Here is a 17,319-nt window from a genome sequence, read left to right as displayed (position 1 = left end):
CCTCTCGCTGCTCATGCTCAGCCATCCGCAGAGCGGCTAAGCGTTTCCCATTGCTCAATACTCTCTGCCGTGCGATGCAGATTTTCACGTACCAGGGCCAGGGCATCGCTGCCCAGCAACAGGTGAGCCGGCGGGCTGGGGCTGGCGATTATGGTCAGCATGGCGCGTGCCGCTTTCTGCGGGTCCCCCAACTGATGGCCGCTCTTTTCCTCACGTGCTTTGCGCACCGGGTCGAAGCTTGCATCGTAGTCACTGATGCTGCGCGGCGTGCGTTGCATCGAACGGCCTGCCCAATCCGTACGAAATGATCCCGGCGCCACCGCTGTGACAGAAATGTTGAAGGGCGCAAGCTCCTTGCTCAGCGTATCGGAGATGCCTTCCAGAGCGAATTTGCTGCCGCAGTAATAGGTGATTCCCGGCATGGTGATGTAGCCACCCATGGAAGTGATATTCAGAATGTGCCCGGCGCGACGACGGCGGAAATAGGGGAGGAAGGCTTTGGTTACGGCCACTGCACCGAATACGTTGACGTCGAACTGGCGACGCATCTCGGCGAGCGGCGATTCTTCGCAAATCCCTTCGTGGCCATAACCTGCATTGTTCACCAGCACATCCACCGGACCGTGCCGCTCCTCTGCGACGGCTATCACCGCATCGATTGCGTCGAAATCAGTCACGTCCAGCATTACGCCATGGGTTCGCCCGGGGGATTGCGCCTCGAAGGCGGCGAGGGCCGATTCGCTGCGAACCGTGCCGATCACGCGATAGCCCAGGGCGAGGGCTTCTCTCGCGAGGGCCTGGCCGAAGCCACTGCTGACGCCGGTGATGAAGAGAGTTTTCTGAGCATTCATGTGGGCGCTCCCAGGGGAAATGGTGAGCGGTCATGCTAGGGCGACGGGGATGAGGGAACGATGCCGGATCGGATTCCAGTATTGCCTGTTCCTATCAAACTCGTGGCAGGCTGATCTGCGCGGTGTCGGCGGGAATGGTGCAGACAAGCCTGGCCAAACGGAAGTGAGGCTACGCCCTATGCTTCAGTGGCACTCAGCGCGCTGCGATCCTGTCGCGGAGATCGACCGAAAAATGCCTTGTAAGCGCGGCTGAACGCCGCCTCGGATTCATAGCCGACCGAGAATCCCACGTCGCTGATGCGGCGGTCCTGGGTGGTCAACAAGGTTCTGGCCAGCGTGAGCCGCCATTCGTTCTGATAGCGCAAAGGTGAGCGGCCGACGAGCGCGCTGAAGCGCTCACAGAAGCTGGAGCGTGACATGCCCGCCATTGCCGCCAGTGCATCGACGCGCCAGTTCTGCCTGGGCTGTTCATGAATGGCCCTGAGCACGCGAGCTATACGGGCGTCGGCCAGACCGCCCAGCCATCCCGAGGCAGCACCCTGTTGAACCCAGGTCCGCAGAATGCGGATGACGGTGAGGTCGATCAGTCGCGAGATCATCAATGCACCACCTGGCTGCACGTCGTCGGCCTCCAGCAGCATGAAGTGCAGCAAGCCTTCGGACCATGGCGCGGCGTCGACCTGACGGATATGAATCAGCGAAGGGAGCGCGAACAGCATGGCCCTGAAGCTGCCTGCATCAAACCAGAAGCGGTATATGGCCAGCGTCGTGGGTTCATCGTCGGACTGGAGTTCCAAAGTGGATGCGCTGTGAGGCAACAGGACGACATCGCCGGGCTCCATCGCGAGTACGCTCTCGTCGCCTGTGCGGATGTGCAACCGGCCGGACTGCATCAGGCAAACGTGTGCGCTGTTGCTGTCCAGTTGGAGGCACTCTCCAGCGTTCAGCACACACGAGTACACACGATCCCCTGTCAGTCGTATCTGGGCGAGCACCTGGGAGAGCAGATCCCCGCTCGCGATGCTTTCCAGCTGTAGTTCCGGAGGATTGATCAAGGATTTGAGCGTATCGGTCATGTAGCGCCGGCCATGCGTCGATTAACGTGTGACCGGAATCATAGAGCACCGCCAGGTTGAGCTGGAAAGTCGAGTCCCGCCCCGGCTGTCGTGATCTATGCCGATCATCCAAACAGAGGAATTGCCAAATGTTCGGAATTTCTGCCCTTGGCTGGGTACACACACTGGGTAGCCTGCCCGCTATTCCGGCAGCCGCCTACATGCTTGCACGTCACGGGCGCATCGTTCCCCGTTCCACGCCGGGCCTGATCTACCTGGTATCGATGGTGATCGGTGCTGCCTCTGTGTTCATCATCGCCAGGCAGCCCGTCAGTGCCGCTTTTGCAGCGCTGACTCTGGTGTTGCTGCTGGCCGGCTACGGGGTCGGTCGTGTGTTTGCTTTCAGGCGAGCAGGGATGTATCTGGAAACCATCCTGCTCAGCGCAACCGTCTTCCTGCTCATGCTGCCAACCGCTTCCGAAGTGCTGCGTCGCGTGCCGGACGGACACCCGGTCGTCACGGACCTGCACGCGCCCTTGCTGATCGGTACCCAAGTCGGTCTGCTGATTGCTCTGATCATCGGGATCATTACTCAGGTTCTTTACCTGCGCAGACAAGGTGCGCAGCTGCGCCGTGTCGTCAGCTAGCGGTCCAGCTGCCGGCTCGGTTTCTGCCTCGTATTCACTCTTCCCGGGGTCGGATGCATCGGCTTCGGGAGATTGCTGATGCGACGCACAATGATCAGCGAGCTCGGCAGTGTCGAGCAGGCAGCCGAAGGCATGGGGCGAAACAAGTCATATGAATATTCCTAAACAATATTTAAATTGGTTTTCTTATATCTATAAAGTTCGCTCCATGCGTACCTGCCGACCAATCGGCGCGCCGCACTGAATACATGGCCGAATCCCGGCCGGTCAAAGTGATGCGCCGATTGGCGCCCCTTGCATGGAGTTTTCTATGTCGGCAGCAGCTCATTCCATCCCCTCGGCGTCGGCGCAGTCGTTCGAAGTTCGCCCGTTCGACGCCCCGGTGGGTGCCGAGATCATCGGTCTGGATCTGACCCGGCCGCTCAGCGATGAAGACTTTGCCCGCGTCCATCGTGCCCATCTCGATCATGCATTGCTGGTGTTCCGTGACCAGCGCATCACCCCTGAATAGCAGATCGCCTTCAGTCGCCGTTTCGGCCCGTTGCAGATTCACGTGCTCAAGCAGTTCCTGCTCGCCGATCACCCGGAAATCTTCATCATCTCCAACATCGTCGAGAACGGTCAGCCCATCGGTCTGGGTGATGCCGGCAAGTTCTGGCACTCGGATCTGTCCTACAAGGAGTTCCCCAGCCTCGGCTCCATGCTGCTGGCGCAGGAGCTGCCGGAAGAGGGCGGCGATACCCTGTTTGCCAGTCAGCAGCTGGCTTATGAAACCCTGCCGGCCGAGCTGCGCCAGGCCATCGAGGGCAAGCGTGCCGCGCATTCCTACACGGCGCGTTACGCCGATGAGGTGTTCGCCGGCATTCGCCGCCCGACGCTGACCGAGGCGCAACTGGCCGAGGTCAAGGCCGTAGTCCATCCGGTGGTGCGTGCCCATCCGGAAACCGGACGCAAGGGACTGTTCGTCAACGAGAACTTCACCACCCACATTCTCGACATTCCCGAGGACGAGAGCCGGCAGATTCTCGCCGAGCTGTTTGCCCACAGCGCCAGGCCCGAATTCATCTACCGTCACCAGTGGCGGCCGCACGACATGGTGTTCTGGGACAACCGCGCGCTGATCCACCTGGCCACCGGTTGCCCGAGCCACCTGCGCCGGCGCATGCACCGCACGACGATTCAGGGCGACGTGCCGTTCTGATCCGCCGCATCGCGTTCAGGCCCCTTTTCCTGCTCTAGTCCGAATGGAGTCACACCATGTCTCTAGGCAAACGCTTTACCTTCGTTCCGCGTTTTGGCCGGCTGCCCGGGGCCATCGGTCTTTCCCTGGGCCTGCTGGCGGGCTCGCTGGCGGTGCCTCAGGCGGCGCACGCCGAGGGGCAGATTCGCATCGCCGAGCAGTTCGGCATCGTCTACCTGCTGCTCAACGTGGTGCGTGACCAGCAGTTGATCGAGAAGCACGGCAAGGCCGAGGGGCTGGACATCAAGGTCGACTGGCAGCAGCTCTCCGGAGGCTCGGCGGTGAACGATGCGCTGCTGTCCGGCGCCATCGACGTGGTTTCGGCCGGTGTGCCGCCGATGCTCACCGTATGGGATCGCAGCTACGGCCGGCAGAACGTCAAGGCGGTATCGGCCCTGGGCTCGCTGCCCGGCTACGTGCTAAGCAACCGTGACGACGTGAAGTCGCTGGACGATCTGAGCGAGAAGGATCGACTAGCGGTGCCGGCTGCCGGGGTTGGATTCCAGTCGCGCACCCTGCAGATCGAGGCGGCCAAGCGCTATGGCAAGGACGATTTCCAGCGCTTCGACGCCATCTCCATCAGCCTGCCGCACCCCGATGCCACGGCAGCGCTGATCAAGGGCGGTTCGGAAATCACTGCGCACTTCTCCAGCCCACCGTTCCAGTATCAGGCGCTGGAGAATCCCAATGTGCACAAGCTGATCAGCAGCTACGACATTCTTGGCGGCCAGGCGACCTTCAACGTGCTCTATGCGACCGAGAAGTTCCACGACGAAAACCCGAAGACCTACAAGGCCTTCTATGACGCCCTGGTGGAGGCCGAACAGATCATCAAGGCGGACAAGGCCGCGGCTGCCGAGATCTACATCCGCGTGGAGAACTCCAAGCTGCCCTTGGAGTTCGTGAAGAAGATCATCGAAGACCCGGAAAACGACTTCACCGTATCGCCGCAGCGCACCTTCATCTATGCCGAGAAGCTGCATGAGCTGGGCGTGTTGAAGAACAAGGCCGCGTCGTGGAAGGATTATTTTTTCGAAGAGGCCCAGGCTAATCCGGGTAGCTGATCGCCTCTGCGGCCAGCCTCAAATGCGTGGCCGCAGCTTCAGTTCGGGAGTGGGCTTGGGCGCATTCCCGGCCGGGTGGTGGTCGGGGTGCTGCTCGATCATCTGGGCGATTGCCCTCAGCTGATCGAGCATGGCCCTGGCCAGCCCGGCCTGAGTGCGGTACAGGCCGCTGTCCGGGTCCTGCGCCAGGTCGTTGAGTCCCCGTAAGGGGTAGCTGTAGCGCTTGGCCTCCGGGGTGAAGAAGCGCTGGTAGTCGTGCGCGGTACCGTGCAGTTCGCGGCAGGCGCGCTCCAGGCTTTGCAGTTGTTCGGCAACACTGGCCAACTGCAGGCGCAGGCGGATGATCTGATGGTTCTCCCAGTTCATCGGCGAGGCTTTGGCGCCGGGCTGCCAGCAAGCCGGATCACCAAAGCGCAGCACGAACTGCTGGCCGGCTTCGCGTCCATAACGGGTCAGGCGAGCGATGCGCTCGGGCGGCATGGTCAGGTTGAGGCCGCCTTCCTCGCGGGTCAGCTGAATCAGGCCGATGCGGTCGCGAAAGCCTGGCATCAGCGACAGGGTTTCGTGGTTCCAGTCCTTGGCCACGTTGCTGAGCTGGGCCAGAAAACCACGCAGCGCCGGCAGGCCGTTTTGCGGAAAACGCCGCCAGTAGGCGAGCCGCGCATCGCCGTTGTTGCGCGGGAAGCGCACGCGCTGCTCATCCGCGCCGTCGGTCGGTCCCAGGTCCAGGCCAAAGGTGGGGCGCCGGGGCAGGGCGGCATCGAAGAAGTGAATGGGAAAGTTGGAGCTGATGCCGCCATCGGTGAACCAGCAGCGCTCCAGTTTCCTCTCGTTCCTGCGGTAATCCACGGCGTGCAGCGGCACGGCGCTGAGCAGCAGCGGAAAACTCAGGCTCATGCGCACCGCGACGATCACCGGCAGATCGTCGGGCAAGGGCAAACGCAGGTAGCCGTCATTACGTTCATCGCAACCGGGGCGCTGGCGTGCGCGCATCCAGGCCACTACGCGGCGCGGGAACAGGCGGGCAAACTCTTCCTCGCGAAAATGGAACTGGTTGTTCTCACGTACCTGATCGTCATCGCGAAATGGCAGGCGAAACGGCCGCGCCATGCTCAGGCAGGTGGTCATCACCTGCAGATCGATGCCGTGCGCGCGCAGATCGCCGAAGGTCAGCGGCCGCTCGCATTCGATGGCCTCCGGATGCAGCGCACAGAACGCCTGCTGCCCGCTGAGACGATCGAAGTAGTGGGTCAGCCAATTGGTCAGGGCTTCATCCGGCGCCTTGTCATCGGCGTCGGACAAACCGCTGCACAGGCCGAAGCCATTCTGCGGCAGTTGCCGCAGGGCCGGCAGCAGCACACGCAAGGCTGCGGCAAAAACGCCGCCAAGCGCCGCAAATGACAACACCCAGAACCACACCAGCAGGCTGCCGCCGGCGATGGCGCTGGCCCACAAAGGCCCACCCGCCACCAGTGCGCCGATCAGCGCAGCGAACTTGTGTCGCGTCAGCATCACCTTGAGGGGCGCCAGCAGTTGCGCGCGCGGCCCCTTGCCCTTGGCTTCGAGGGCGGCGATGAAGGTGTCGAACAGTGTTCGCAGTGCGGGAACGGGTTTGAACAAGGCCAGCAGTTTGGTGCCATGTCCCTCCGCTGCTGGGGTACAGAGATGTTCGGGCAAACGCTCGATTTCGGCGAAGCCGTCCGGGTCGCTGCTCAATTGCCCGCTCTGGAAGCGCTGGCGACCGAGTTCGGCGGCGGCTGCTGCCGCGGCGGCGATGGCACCGGCACTGGTGCCGCCGATGCTGCGCAGGCGAAATGCCCTGGCGATCTCGGTAATGGCCAGCGGATAGACGATGCCGCTGGTGATACCGCCCTTCATGATCAGGTCGCATTCCCTGGCGAACACCGCTTGGCGCGAATCGTTCATCTACTGCTCCTTGTCGTCATGCCGAACGCGGACGCCGGCATGATAACTCGGCTTTGGCGGCTATATGCCAGTATTGCGAGCGAGCGCTGGCGCCGAAACCGCATGGGCACCGGGGCATCGATCGACTTGAGGGAGTCAGCGTTTAGAAGTAGTTGCCCCAGGCACTACGGATGGTGGCGTGGTAGTGGAAGCGCTGGACGATCTTGTTCTCTATGGCAAATTGGGGTTCTATCCCATTTTCACGTCAGCGCTTGTTCAACCTCTGCGCCAACCTGTCTCCACTGAGCTGGATCAGGCTGACCATCACAACCAGCACCACGATGACGGTGAGCATCACCTGGGTGTCGAAGCGCTGGTAGCCGTAGCGGTAGGCCAGGTCGCCGAGGCCGCCGGCGCCGATGGCCCCGGCCATGGCCGAGGAGTTGATCATGGTCACCAGGGTGATGGTGAAGCCGCCGACGATGCCCGGCAGGGCCTCGGGCAGCAGCACGTGCCAGACGATGTGCCGGCGTCGGCAGCCCATGGCCTGGGCCGCCTCGATCAGGCCGTGGTCGACCTCGCGCAGGCTGACTTCGGCGATACGGGCGAAGAACGGCGTGGCGGCGATGGTCAGCGGCACCACCGCCGCCCAGACACCGTAGGTGGTGCCGACCACCAGGCGGGTGAAGGGGATCAGCGCGACCATCAGGATCAGGAAGGGGATCGAGCGGAACAGGTTGACCACCGCGCCGATCAGGCGGTTGAGTCGCGGCGACTCGAACAGCCCGCCGGGGCCGCTGGTGACCAGGAAGATGGCCAGCGGGATGCCGGCCAGCAGCGCCAGCAGCGACGACACGCCGACCATCAGCAGGGTGTCGAGCAGCCCTTGCCAGAGACGTTCAAGCAGCAGCGGCATAACCGATCACCTCCACGTGATCCGCCAGGCGGCGGGCGTTGTCCAGCAGTTGTTCGGGATCCAGCGGGCTGTCCGCCACTTCCAGCAGCAGGCGGCCGAGCGGGCGCCCCTGGATGCGTTCGATGTCGCCGTCGAGCAGGGTGATCCGCCCGCCCAGGGCACTGCCCAGGTTCTGCAGGTCCGGCGCGCCGTGACCGGCGTAGTGCAGGCGCAGCACCGGGTGGTCATGCGGGCTCTGGCGCTGGCTGCGCAGGCGCGTCTTGAGGTCGTCCGGCAGCTGGTGTTGTAGCGGCGCCAGCAGGGTGCGGGTGACCTCGTGGGCGGGGGCGCCGAATACCCGCCAGACCTGGCCATGCTCGACGATCTCGCCCTGTTCCAGCACCACCACGCGGTCGCAGATTTCGCGGATCACCGCCATCTCGTGGGTGATCAGCACGATGGTCAGGTTCAGTCGCCGGTTGATCTCGCGCAGCAGGGCGAGGATCGACTGGGTGGTTTCCGGATCCAGCGCGCTGGTGGCCTCGTCGCACAGCAGGATGTCCGGGTCGTGTACCAGCGCGCGGGCGATGCCGACGCGCTGCTTCTGCCCGCCGGAGAGCTGCGCCGGGTAGGCGTCGTGCTTGTCCGCCAGGCCGACCAGCTGCAGCAGCTCCTCGGCCTTGCGCCGGCGCTGCTGGCGCGGCACGCCGGCCACCTTCAGCGGCAGTTCGACGTTCTGCCGCACGGTCTTGGCCGAAAGCAGGTTGAAGTGCTGGAAGATCATGCCGATGCGCCGGCGCAGCGTCACCAGCTGGTCGTAGTCGTAGGCGCCGATATCGACGCCGTCGATCAGCACCTTGCCGTTGGTGGGCTGCTCCAGGCGGTTGATGGTGCGCAGCAGCGACGACTTGCCGGCGCCGCTGCGGCCGATGATGCCGAAGATCTCGCCGCGCTCGATGGCCAGGTCGATGTCGCGCAGGGCACGCACGCCGTTGCTGTAGGTCTTGCTGACACCGGCGAAGCGCAGCTGCGCCTCGCCGGTGGTCTGCGGCAGGTGGGCCTGGAAACCGCTCATCTCAGCTCTCCCAGCCAGCCTGATAGAGCTTGCCGTTGGACTTGTCGAGGGCCGCGCGGACCTTCGGCGAGCTCTGGTAGATCTCGATGAACTTGAGGATGCGCGGGTCCTTGGCCTTCTGCGGCTGGGCGACGAACTGGATGATGTACCCCGGGTAGTCGAGGCCGTCGAACAGCAGCGCGGATTCGGCGTCGTGGGTGCCGGCCAGGCGGATGTAGTGCGGATAGCCCAGGGCCAGGTCGACTTCGTCCAGCGCGCGTACCAGTTGTACCGCTTCCAGCTCGATGATCTTCAGCTTTCTGGGGTTGGCGGTGATGTCCTGCTGGGCGGCCTTGTAGCCGACGCCCGGCTTGAGCTGGATCAGTCCGGCCTTCTCCAGCAGCTGCAGGGCGCGGCCGCCGTTGATCGGGTCGTTGGCGATGGCCACGCTGGCGCCTTCGGGCAGGCTGGTGAAGTCCTTGTGCTTCTTCGAGTAGAGGCCGACGTTGTTGATCACTCCGCGGGCCACCGGCACCAGGTCGTAGCCGCCTTCCTGCTTGGCGTTTTCCAGGAAGGGGATGTGCTGGAAGTAGTTCAGGTCGATGTCGCCGTTGGCCAGGCTGACATTGGGCGCGATCCAGTCGGTGAACTCCACCAGTTTCACTTCCAGACCCTGGGCCCGGGCTTCCTCCACCGCCACTTCCAGCGGTGGGACGAAGGCGGCGGTGGTGCCGAGCTTGAGTGGTTCGGCAGCATGCAGCAGAGAGCATGACAGCAGCAGACCGAGGGCGACAGCACGCAAGCTGAAGCTGCGAAGTGTGTTACGCATGGCGAGATTCCTTTTCTTGGAGGTGTTGAGTGAGTTGCCGCCAGTTGGCGGCAGGGTGGGGAGCGGTCAGGCGCGATCCCTGACCGAACAGCTTTTGACGCAGGCTGCCTTCGGTGTAGGCGGTCTTGTAGCGGCCGCGTTGCTGCAGCTCGGGCACCACCAGGTCGATGAAGTCGGCGTAGCTTTCCGGGGTGACCGTGCGGGTCAGGTTGAAACCGTCCAGGCCGGTCTCGTCGATCCACGCCAGCAGCTGGTCGGCCACCTGTGACGGTGAGCCGGCCGCCTGCGGATAGCGCCCGCCGAGGGCGTGCTGCTGCAGCAGGCGGCGCTTGGTCCAGCCGCTGAAGCTCTTGACCACCGACTCGATGGCGTTGGTCTTGCGCTCGACGATGGGCTCGTCCAGGCCGAAGGCGGCCAGGTCGATGCCGGTGGAGGCGGAGAAGTGCGCGATGCCGGCCTCGGGACTGGCATGGCGCTGGTACTCGGCCAGCTTGTCGCGGGCCTCGGCCTCGCTGGGCGCGACGATCACGCTGATGCCCATGAACACCTTGATGGCCTCCGCCGGACGGCCGGCGGCCACGGCCGCGGCACGTACCTTGTCGATCTGGGCGCGCACCGCCTCCTTGTTCTGCCCGCCGATGAACACGCACTCGGCGTGGTTGCCGGCGAACTGCAGGCCGCGTGCCGAGGAGCCGGCCTGGAACAGCAGTGGCGTGCGCTGCGGCGAAGGCTGACTGAGATGGTAGCCCTCGACCTGGTAGAACTCCCCGTGGTGGCGCACCGGATGTACCTTGTGCGGCTGGGCATAGATGCGCCGGTCGCGGTCGGCGAGCACCGCGTCGTCCTCCCAGCTGCCTTCCCAGAGCTTGTAGAGCACCTCCAGGTACTCGTCGGCCTGGTCGTAGCGGCGGTCGTGCTCCACCTGCTGCGGCCGGCCCATGGCACGGGCGGCGCTGTCCAGGTAGCCGGTGACGATGTTCCAGCCGACCCGGCCATTGGTGAGGTGATCCAGGGTGCTCATGCGCCGGGCGAAGGTGTAGGGCGCCTCGTAGCTCAAGTTGGCGGTGACACCGAAGCCCAGGTGCGAGGTGACGCCGGCCATGGCCGGGACCAGCAGCAGCGGGTCGTTGACCGGCAACTGGATGCTCTCGCGCAGGGTCAGGTCGAGGTTGCCCTGGTAGATGTCGTAGACACCGAGGATGTCGGCGAGGAACAGCCCGTCGAACAGGCCGCGTTCCAGCAGGCGGGCCAGATCCGTCCAGTAGTCCAGGCGGTTGAAGTCCACCGAGCGATCGCGCGGATGAGTCCACAGGCCATGATTGATATGGCCGACGCAGTTCATGTTGAAGGCGTTGAGCAGCACTTGCTTGGCCATCAGATGGTCCCTCGGCGCGGCGGCAGTCGGTCGTTGAGGTAGTAGTCGCCGATGGCGTGGTACTTCCAGCGCACCGGGTCGTGCAGGGTGTGGGTGCGGGCGTTGCGCCAGTGGCGATCGAGGCCGAACTCGGCGAGCGTCGCGCGGCTGCCGGACAGCTCCAGCAGCTTTTCGCTGGCGGCCAGACTGATTTCGGTGGTCAGCGTCTTGGCCTCGGCCACGGCGATGGAAGCACGGGCAGCCGCATCGGCGTCGACGGGAGCTGCGGAGACTTCATCGAGCACCCGGCCGGCATGCTGCAGCAGCGCTTCGGCGGCGTGCAGTTCGATCTGTAGACGGCCAATGTCGGCAATCACGTAGGGATCGTCGCCAGCGTGTTCGACCTTGGCATCGATCCAGGGCCGCGCTTTATCACGTATGAAGGCAATAGCATCGTGCAGCGCGCCATCGGCAATGCCCAGATCGATGGCGGCCTGGATCAGTTGAGAGAAGGCGCCCTGGATGCCCGGGCGCTCGGCCAGCGGCCAGAGCGGGATCAGATTGTCCTCGTCGACTTCCACCTCGTTGAACAGCACGCTGCCGCTGGCGGTGGTGCGCTGACCGAAGCCGGACCAGTCGTTGAGGATGCGCAGGCCTGGCCGGCCGCGCTGGATAAATGCCAGCCAGGGGCGGCCGTCCTGATCCAGCGCCTTGGTCGCGATCCAGTGAGCGAAGATGGCACCGGTGGAGTAGAACTTCTCTCCGCTGAGCAGCCAGCGGCCATCGCGGCGTACCAGGCGTGCCTGGATGTCCAGCGTGTGCTTGCTGCCACGCTCAGGGCCGCCATTGCCGATGCGCCAGCCGGCCAGCACGCTGGTGAACAGGCGCTGCTGCTGAGCTGGCGAGGCTGCGGTTCGAAGCAGGCCGAGCAGGCCGAAATGGTTCTGCGGGATCTGGCCCAGGGCCGGGTCCGCGGCGGAAATGATGCGGAACACTTCGGCGATGGTGACGAAGGACAACTGCGGGCCACCGAATTCGCGCGGCACGGCGATGCTGCCGAGGCCGCTGGCGGTGAAGCGTTCCACCAGTTCCCAGGGCAGGCGCCGTTCGCGGTCGCGTCGAATCACTTCGGTTTGTGCAGTCTCAGCCAGTGCCCGGGCGGCCTGCAAGGCCTCGGCATCGGTGGCAAGCACGGCGGCAGGATGAAGAGGCGGGACGATGTCCTGATCACTGGCCTCAGGGAATGTTTGGCTGCTCATACAAACCTCATCTGCGGATACGCCAGCAACGGCACCGGGATGAGGTGCAACGGAGCGGCGGGATAATCGAGGCTCCGGTGGACCGGTTTTTATAACCTATGAGATTTAAAATTCAACTTTAAATACTAATTTAGAATATATATGTGTCCGGAAGTTGTTTCGCATCCGTCACAAGGACGCGTAACCGGGCATAAGAAACAGCAGGCCGCATCAGGCCCGTTGGGGCCAAGGCTGCCTGCGCGTTCGAGTTAGCTTGTGGAGAGTTGCACCCGGTCATGGAGCCGGCCATGACCGGGCCATTGCAGGGGGAGGAGGGCGAACTTGCTTAGCGCGGCCTGTCGCCCAGCACCGTGGCGCGGTGCATCACGCGGCGTGCCGGGCGGTAGTCATCGACGGCGTAATGCTGGGTGATGCGATTGTCCCAGAAGGCCACGTCATTTTCCTGCCAGCGCCAGCGGATGCTGAATTCCGGACGTGTGCTGTGAGCAAAGAGAAAGCGCAGCAGGGCGTCGCTTTCCGCAGGTTCCAGTTCATTGATCCGGTTGGTGAAGCCGTCGTTGACGAACAGCCCCTTACGCCCGGTGACCGGGTGGGTGCGTATTACCGGGTGCACCACCGGCGGGTGGGTGCGTTGTACCTCGTGATAGTGCGCCAGAGCTTCCGGTGTATTGCCGAAGCGTTCCAGCGGAAACGAACGGGTGAAGTCATGGGTTGCGGTCAGGCCGTCGAGCAGGCGCTTAAGCGGTTCTGACAATGCATCGAAGGCCGCGCTGCTGCTGGCCCAGAGGGTGTCGCCGCCATAGGTCGGCAGTTGCTTGGCGGCCAGTACCGCGCCCATGGCCGGTGTCTCCAGGAAGGTGACGTCGGTATGCCAGATAGCGTTGTCGCGCACATCGGTCACGGCGGTATCGAGCACGAGGACTTCGGGCTGCTCCGGCACATTGGGGTAGAGCGGGTGGATATGCAGGTCGCCAAAACGCGCAGCGAAGGCGGCCTGCTGTGACGGCTCGATGGACTGGTTGCGGAAGAACAGTACCTGGTGCTTGAGCAGCGCTCGTTCGATGTGCTGCTGGTTGGCGTCGGACAGCGGCTGACGCAGGTCGATACCCTCGATAATGGCGCCTAATGCCGGGCTTATCGGGGTGATGGTCAGTGACATACAGGACTCCTTGGTGGCGGGCAGACCGTCCGCCACCCTCTGCTAAAAATCAGTGGGCCTGGCCGTGCCAGGGCACCAGTTTGCGTTGCAGGGCGCGCAGGCCCAGCTCCAGCGTGACTGCGATCAGGGCGATGATCAGGATGCCGAGGATCACCACGTCGGTGACCAGAAACTGGGCGGCGGATTGCACCATGAAGCCCAGGCCTTCGGTGGCGGCGATCAGTTCTGCGGCGACCAGTGTGGACCAGCCGACACCGAGGCCGATGCGTACCCCGGTGAGGATTTCCGGCAGAGCGCCCGGCAGTACCACGTGGCGGATCAGTTGCCAGGGCGTTGCACCAAGCGACTGTGCGGCGCGCAGCTTGGCCGGATCCACATTGCGTACACCCGTGGCGGTAGCGATGGCGATGGGGGCGAAGATGGCCAGATAGATCAGCAGCACCTTGGACAGTTCGCCGATGCCGCACCAGATGACGATCAGCGGCAGGTAGGCCAGCGGTGGAATCGGCCGGTAAAACTCGATCAGCGGGTCGAAGATGCCGCGCATGATGCGGTTGCGACCGATGGCGATACCCAACGGGATGGCAGTGGCCACCGCGCCCAGCAGGCCGAGGCTGATACGTCCAAGGCTGGCACCCAGGTGCTGCCACAGGCTGGCGTTCATATAGCCTTCACCGAGCAGTTGCCAGCCGCGCAGTAACACAGCCTGCGGGCTGGGCAGAAACAATGGCTCGATCAGGCCGCTGGCGGTGACCGCCCACCACAGCCAGAGCAGGGCGCCAACGCTCAGACTGCTGATAGTCAGCAGGCTGAGTTCGCGGGTGGGGCGTTCGGGTTCTAGGGGGGTGTCGGTTTTGTCGTAGAGGTATTCGAAACTGCTCATGCGCGTCTCTCCTGGCGTTCTGCGAATACCCGGGCGAGCACGTGCTCGCGGGTGGCAATGAAATCGGCATCGGACTTGATGGCGCGGGCACTCTCGCCGGCGTTGTAGCGGCGGCCGAAGTCCAGTTGCAGACGCTCGACTATCCGGCCCGGGTGCGGCGCCAGCAGCACCAGATCGGTGGCGAGAAACACCGCCTCCTCGATGTCGTGGGTGATCAGGAACACCGGCTTGCGTGTACGCCCCTGTACCTGCAGCAACAGTTCCTGCATCTGCTCACGGGTAAAGGCGTCGAGTGCGCCGAAGGGTTCGTCCATCAGCAGCACGCGAGGATCGGCCGCCAGAGCGCGGGCCAGGCCGACACGCTGTTTCTGGCCGCCGGAAAGCTCCCAGATGCGTCGCTTCTCGAATCCACTAAGGTCGACCAGTGTCAGCAGTTCGCGAGCTTTGGATTCTCGCTCGGCACGTGCTACCCCGGCCAGTTGCAGACCGAAGGCGACGTTCTCCAGTACGTTCTGCCAGGGCAGCAGAGCATCATCCTGGAACACCACGCCGCGTTCTGCCCCGGGGCCTTCGATGGTGCGACCATCGAGGCTGATGCGCCCGGCGCTGGGCGTGATGAAGCCGGCAATGAGATTGAGCAGAGTGGTCTTGCCGCTGCCGGAGGGGCCGAGAGCGACCAGCAATTGGTCTGGGCCGAGGTTGAGTGACAGGTCGCTCAATACCGTGTTGGCGGCGCCCGGATACTGTGCGCTGACGTGCTCCAGTTCGAGTAGGGCCATGTTCAGTTTCTCTTCAATGCAGGCGCGGGTTCAGGGTTTGATGTACTGGCTGCTGACATAGGGCGAATAGTCCTCAAGCACTCGGTCAGCCTTGCCTTGCTCCTTGAGGAATACGGCTGTGGCGGCGATATCACGGGCGGTGCGTTCGCCGAGCAGTGCCAGTTGCTGCTGGTGATCCGGAAAGGCCGAGCCGGCCAGCAGTTCCGGTACATCTGCAGGGTTTGAGCCGGTCAGTGTGGCGATCTTGCGTACTGGTTCGGAGTCGGCCGTCCACTGATCTTTTTCCGTCGCATAGCGGGCGAAGCTGTCGAGCGTGACCCTGGCAAACTGCTCCAGCACTTCAGGGTGCTTCTCGGCGAAGTCCTTGCGGGCAACCCAGACCTCGAAGGTCGGTGCGCCCCAGGTACCGACTTCGGCGGCGTCGGTGAGCACCTTGCCGGTTTTCTTGATCACGCCCAGCGCTGGTGACCAGACGAACGCTCCGTCGATGTTGCCGCGTTGCCAGGCCGCGTTGATTTCAGTCGGATTGAGGTTGACGATGCGCACCTTGTTCGGGTCGATCTGCCAGTGCTTGAGGGCACCGAGCAGGCTGTAGTGCGAGGTGGAAACAAATGGTGTGGCGATTGTCTTGCCGACCAGGTCGGCGGGTTTCTCGATGCCGCTGCCGTTGCGTACGACCAGGGCTTCGGCGGCGTTGATCTGTGCTGCGACGACAAAGGTGACGATGGGCAGACCACGACTGGCTGCGGCAGCCAGCGGGCTGGAGCCGAGGTTACCGATCTGCACATCGCCGGAGGCTAGGGCGGTGACGATCTCGGCGCCACTGTTGAAGCGACGCCAGTCGATCTTCTGGCCAATGGCTTGCTCATAGGCTCCATCGGCCTGGGCAACCTTGGTCGGATCGATGCCGGTCTGATAGGCGATGGTCAGGTCGGCAGCCTGTCCGAACGAGGCGAACAGGGCAGTGGTCACGGCTGCGAACAGTCGATGGATACGAGGCATTGAATCAGCTCCGAAAAGGGCGGCATCAATTGCCGCCCGCAAAGGTCTTGGTCAGTTACTGATGAAGCGATTGCTGACGTAGGGGGTGTAGTCCGGCAGAACCTGGTCGACCTTGCCCTGCTCCTTGAGGAATACGGCGGTGTCATGCACAGCCTTGACGGTCGCCGGGCCGAGCAGTTGCTTTTGTTCCTCGGCCAGAGGGAACACATTGCCTTCCAGCAGCGCGGGGATGTCTTCGGCTTTGGCGCCGGTCAGGCTGGCTACCTTGGCGATGTTGTCGGCATTGGCCACCCAGGCCTGCGGGTCGCGGCGGTAGTCGGCATAGGCGGCGAGAGTCGTCTGGGCGAAGGCCTGGACCACTTCCGGATGTTTCTCGGCGAAGTCCTTGCGCACGATCCAGGCATCAAAAGTCGGCGCACCCAACTTGCCCAGCTCGCCGGAGGTGATCAGCACCTTGCCGTTTTCCTTGGCCACGCCCAGTGCCGGATCCCAAACGTAGGTGGCGTCGATGTCGCCGCGTTTCCACGCAGCGATGATGGCCGGCGGCGCCAGGTTGAGGATTTGTACCTTGGCCGGGTCGATCTGCCAGTGCTTGAGCGCCGCCAGCAGGCTGTAGTGGCCGGTGGAAACGAATGGCACGGCGATCTTCTTGCCGATCAGATCTTCCGGCGAATCGATGCCTTCACGTACCACCAGCGCTTCGCCGGCGCCGATTTGTGCTCCGATGATGAAGGTTTCGATCGGCAGCTTGCGCGAAGCACCGGCTGTCAGCGGACTGGAGCCAAGGTTGCCGATTTGCACGTCACCGGAGGCGACAGCAGTGATCACGTCAGCGCCGTTATCGAACTTGCGCCAGTTGATCTTCACGCCGGTAGCCTGTTCGTAGACACCGTCAGCCTGGGCCACCTTGGCGGGATCGGCCATGGTCTGGTAGGCCACGGTAAAGTCGGCGGCCTGGGCAGCCAGGGTCAGACTCGACAGGGTCAGCGCGGCCAGTAGTTGGCGCACGAAAGGAAAGGGGGTCATGTGTTGCTCCTCGAAAGCAGGCTGGCCCTTCTGACGAGGATGCCTAGCCGCAGGACAGGTAAGTGCTGTTTGAAGAAGGGTCCGGCGGTCCGGTGAAGCAATGCTAATATTGCTAAAAAGAAATAGATAAATATTTTTTTAGAATATTTTTATATTTATAAGTGTGGCGGCAGCTTTCGGAAGGCTGCTCTTTTGGCGAAGAAGCATGCTGTACGGGATTGACTATAGAGCTGGTCTTTTGCTCCGGGGCAGGGCTAGTGCGTGTATGCTGCTATCAATATTTGTATGCTGATGGAGCATGGCATCGGCGAATGCCG

Annotated in this window: 15 protein-coding genes and 1 pseudogene; 3 read left to right on the top strand and 13 right to left on the bottom strand. The window is 63.3% G+C overall.

Annotated features, from left to right (window positions below):
- Positions 1–17: 17 nt before the first annotated feature.
- Positions 18–851 carry an oxidoreductase gene (locus NCCP436_RS07100; protein WP_220803279.1) on the bottom strand — a complete coding sequence of 278 codons (834 nt, stop codon included), beginning with the start codon at positions 849–851 and terminating at the stop codon, positions 18–20.
- A gap of 176 nt (positions 852–1,027) precedes the next feature.
- A complete protein-coding gene (locus NCCP436_RS07095; RefSeq protein ID WP_220803278.1) occupies positions 1,028–1,927 on the bottom strand; it encodes an AraC family transcriptional regulator in 900 nt (299 codons plus the stop codon).
- A gap of 128 nt (positions 1,928–2,055) precedes the next feature.
- On the opposite strand from NCCP436_RS07095, the gene NCCP436_RS07090 reads away from it, so the two are divergent.
- The 3 genes and pseudogenes from NCCP436_RS07090 (at position 2,056) to NCCP436_RS07080 (ending at position 4,857) form a co-directional block, all read left to right on the top strand.
- The gene (locus NCCP436_RS07090; RefSeq protein ID WP_220803277.1) at positions 2,056–2,553 is read left to right on the top strand and encodes a hypothetical protein; all 498 of its coding nucleotides are present in this window, start codon (positions 2,056–2,058) and stop codon (positions 2,551–2,553) included.
- A 310-nt stretch (positions 2,554–2,863) separates the two neighbouring features.
- Positions 2,864–3,754: pseudogene (locus NCCP436_RS07085) on the top strand (TauD/TfdA dioxygenase family protein).
- Between the two features lie 56 nt (positions 3,755–3,810).
- The gene (locus NCCP436_RS07080) at positions 3,811–4,857 is read left to right on the top strand and encodes an ABC transporter substrate-binding protein (RefSeq protein WP_220803276.1); all 1,047 of its coding nucleotides are present in this window, start codon (positions 3,811–3,813) and stop codon (positions 4,855–4,857) included.
- An 18-nt stretch (positions 4,858–4,875) separates the two neighbouring features.
- On the opposite strand, the gene NCCP436_RS07075 is transcribed toward NCCP436_RS07080, so the two are convergent.
- From NCCP436_RS07075 to tauA (NCCP436_RS07025), 11 genes are all read right to left on the bottom strand, one after another.
- Complete coding sequence (locus NCCP436_RS07075) at positions 4,876–6,783, bottom strand: patatin-like phospholipase family protein (protein WP_220803275.1); 1,908 nt, start codon at positions 6,781–6,783, stop codon at positions 4,876–4,878.
- Between the two features lie 244 nt (positions 6,784–7,027).
- On the bottom strand, positions 7,028–7,678 hold the full coding sequence (locus tag NCCP436_RS07070; RefSeq protein ID WP_220803274.1) for a methionine ABC transporter permease: 651 nt from the start codon (positions 7,676–7,678) through the stop codon (positions 7,028–7,030).
- Positions 7,662–8,732 (bottom strand): methionine ABC transporter ATP-binding protein, encoded by a 1,071-nt coding sequence (locus tag NCCP436_RS07065; protein ID WP_220803273.1) that lies wholly within the window; start codon positions 8,730–8,732, stop codon positions 7,662–7,664. Before NCCP436_RS07065 ends, NCCP436_RS07070 begins: the two co-directional genes overlap by 17 nt.
- Before the next feature lies 1 nt (position 8,733).
- A complete protein-coding gene (locus NCCP436_RS07060; RefSeq protein ID WP_220803272.1) occupies positions 8,734–9,540 on the bottom strand; it encodes a MetQ/NlpA family ABC transporter substrate-binding protein in 807 nt (268 codons plus the stop codon).
- Positions 9,533–10,915, bottom strand: coding sequence for an LLM class flavin-dependent oxidoreductase (locus NCCP436_RS07055; protein WP_220803271.1), 1,383 nt, complete (start codon positions 10,913–10,915; stop codon positions 9,533–9,535). The genes NCCP436_RS07060 and NCCP436_RS07055 overlap by 8 nt, the downstream gene beginning before the upstream one ends.
- Positions 10,915–12,153 carry an SfnB family sulfur acquisition oxidoreductase gene (locus NCCP436_RS07050; protein ID WP_220803270.1) on the bottom strand — a complete coding sequence of 413 codons (1,239 nt, stop codon included), beginning with the start codon at positions 12,151–12,153 and terminating at the stop codon, positions 10,915–10,917. Before NCCP436_RS07050 ends, NCCP436_RS07055 begins: the two co-directional genes overlap by 1 nt.
- A gap of 325 nt (positions 12,154–12,478) precedes the next feature.
- Complete coding sequence (gene tauD / locus NCCP436_RS07045; protein WP_220803269.1) at positions 12,479–13,312, bottom strand: taurine dioxygenase; 834 nt, start codon at positions 13,310–13,312, stop codon at positions 12,479–12,481.
- A gap of 49 nt (positions 13,313–13,361) precedes the next feature.
- Positions 13,362–14,195, bottom strand: coding sequence for a taurine ABC transporter permease TauC (tauC, locus tag NCCP436_RS07040; protein ID WP_220803268.1), 834 nt, complete (start codon positions 14,193–14,195; stop codon positions 13,362–13,364).
- The gene (gene tauB, locus NCCP436_RS07035) at positions 14,192–14,974 is read right to left on the bottom strand and encodes a taurine ABC transporter ATP-binding subunit (RefSeq protein WP_220803267.1); all 783 of its coding nucleotides are present in this window, start codon (positions 14,972–14,974) and stop codon (positions 14,192–14,194) included. The genes tauC and tauB overlap by 4 nt, the downstream gene beginning before the upstream one ends.
- A 30-nt stretch (positions 14,975–15,004) precedes the next feature.
- Entirely contained in the window at positions 15,005–15,976 is a 972-nt protein-coding gene (gene tauA / locus NCCP436_RS07030; protein ID WP_220803266.1) for a taurine ABC transporter substrate-binding protein, read from the bottom strand.
- 51 nt (positions 15,977–16,027) lie between these two features.
- On the bottom strand, positions 16,028–17,002 hold the full coding sequence (tauA, locus tag NCCP436_RS07025; protein ID WP_220803265.1) for a taurine ABC transporter substrate-binding protein: 975 nt from the start codon (positions 17,000–17,002) through the stop codon (positions 16,028–16,030).
- Positions 17,003–17,319: the final 317 nt, after the last annotated feature.

Origin of the sequence: Pseudomonas sp. NCCP-436, assembly GCF_019656335.1 — a bacterium.
GTDB lineage: Bacteria > Pseudomonadota > Gammaproteobacteria > Pseudomonadales > Pseudomonadaceae > Aquipseudomonas.
The sequence above is the reverse complement of the archived record's forward strand: the minus strand, read 5'-3'. Positions and strand labels throughout refer to the sequence as shown.

Coding starts and splice junctions, on each gene's coding strand:
- tauD (WP_220803269.1), bottom strand. CDS start 13,312: ATGTCACTGACCATCACCCCGATAAGCCCGGCATTAGGCGCCATTATC.
- NCCP436_RS07080 (WP_220803276.1), top strand. CDS start 3,811: ATGTCTCTAGGCAAACGCTTTACCTTCGTTCCGCGTTTTGGCCGGCTG.
- NCCP436_RS07090 (WP_220803277.1), top strand. CDS start 2,056: ATGTTCGGAATTTCTGCCCTTGGCTGGGTACACACACTGGGTAGCCTG.
- tauA (WP_220803266.1), bottom strand. CDS start 15,976: ATGCCTCGTATCCATCGACTGTTCGCAGCCGTGACCACTGCCCTGTTC.
- NCCP436_RS07060 (WP_220803272.1), bottom strand. CDS start 9,540: ATGCGTAACACACTTCGCAGCTTCAGCTTGCGTGCTGTCGCCCTCGGT.
- NCCP436_RS07055 (WP_220803271.1), bottom strand. CDS start 10,915: ATGGCCAAGCAAGTGCTGCTCAACGCCTTCAACATGAACTGCGTCGGC.
- NCCP436_RS07075 (WP_220803275.1), bottom strand. CDS start 6,783: ATGAACGATTCGCGCCAAGCGGTGTTCGCCAGGGAATGCGACCTGATC.
- tauB (WP_220803267.1), bottom strand. CDS start 14,974: ATGGCCCTACTCGAACTGGAGCACGTCAGCGCACAGTATCCGGGCGCC.
- NCCP436_RS07095 (WP_220803278.1), bottom strand. CDS start 1,927: ATGACCGATACGCTCAAATCCTTGATCAATCCTCCGGAACTACAGCTG.
- NCCP436_RS07070 (WP_220803274.1), bottom strand. CDS start 7,678: ATGCCGCTGCTGCTTGAACGTCTCTGGCAAGGGCTGCTCGACACCCTG.
- NCCP436_RS07065 (WP_220803273.1), bottom strand. CDS start 8,732: ATGAGCGGTTTCCAGGCCCACCTGCCGCAGACCACCGGCGAGGCGCAG.
- tauA (WP_220803265.1), bottom strand. CDS start 17,002: ATGACCCCCTTTCCTTTCGTGCGCCAACTACTGGCCGCGCTGACCCTG.
- NCCP436_RS07050 (WP_220803270.1), bottom strand. CDS start 12,153: ATGAGCAGCCAAACATTCCCTGAGGCCAGTGATCAGGACATCGTCCCG.
- tauC (WP_220803268.1), bottom strand. CDS start 14,195: ATGAGCAGTTTCGAATACCTCTACGACAAAACCGACACCCCCCTAGAA.
- NCCP436_RS07100 (WP_220803279.1), bottom strand. CDS start 851: ATGAATGCTCAGAAAACTCTCTTCATCACCGGCGTCAGCAGTGGCTTC.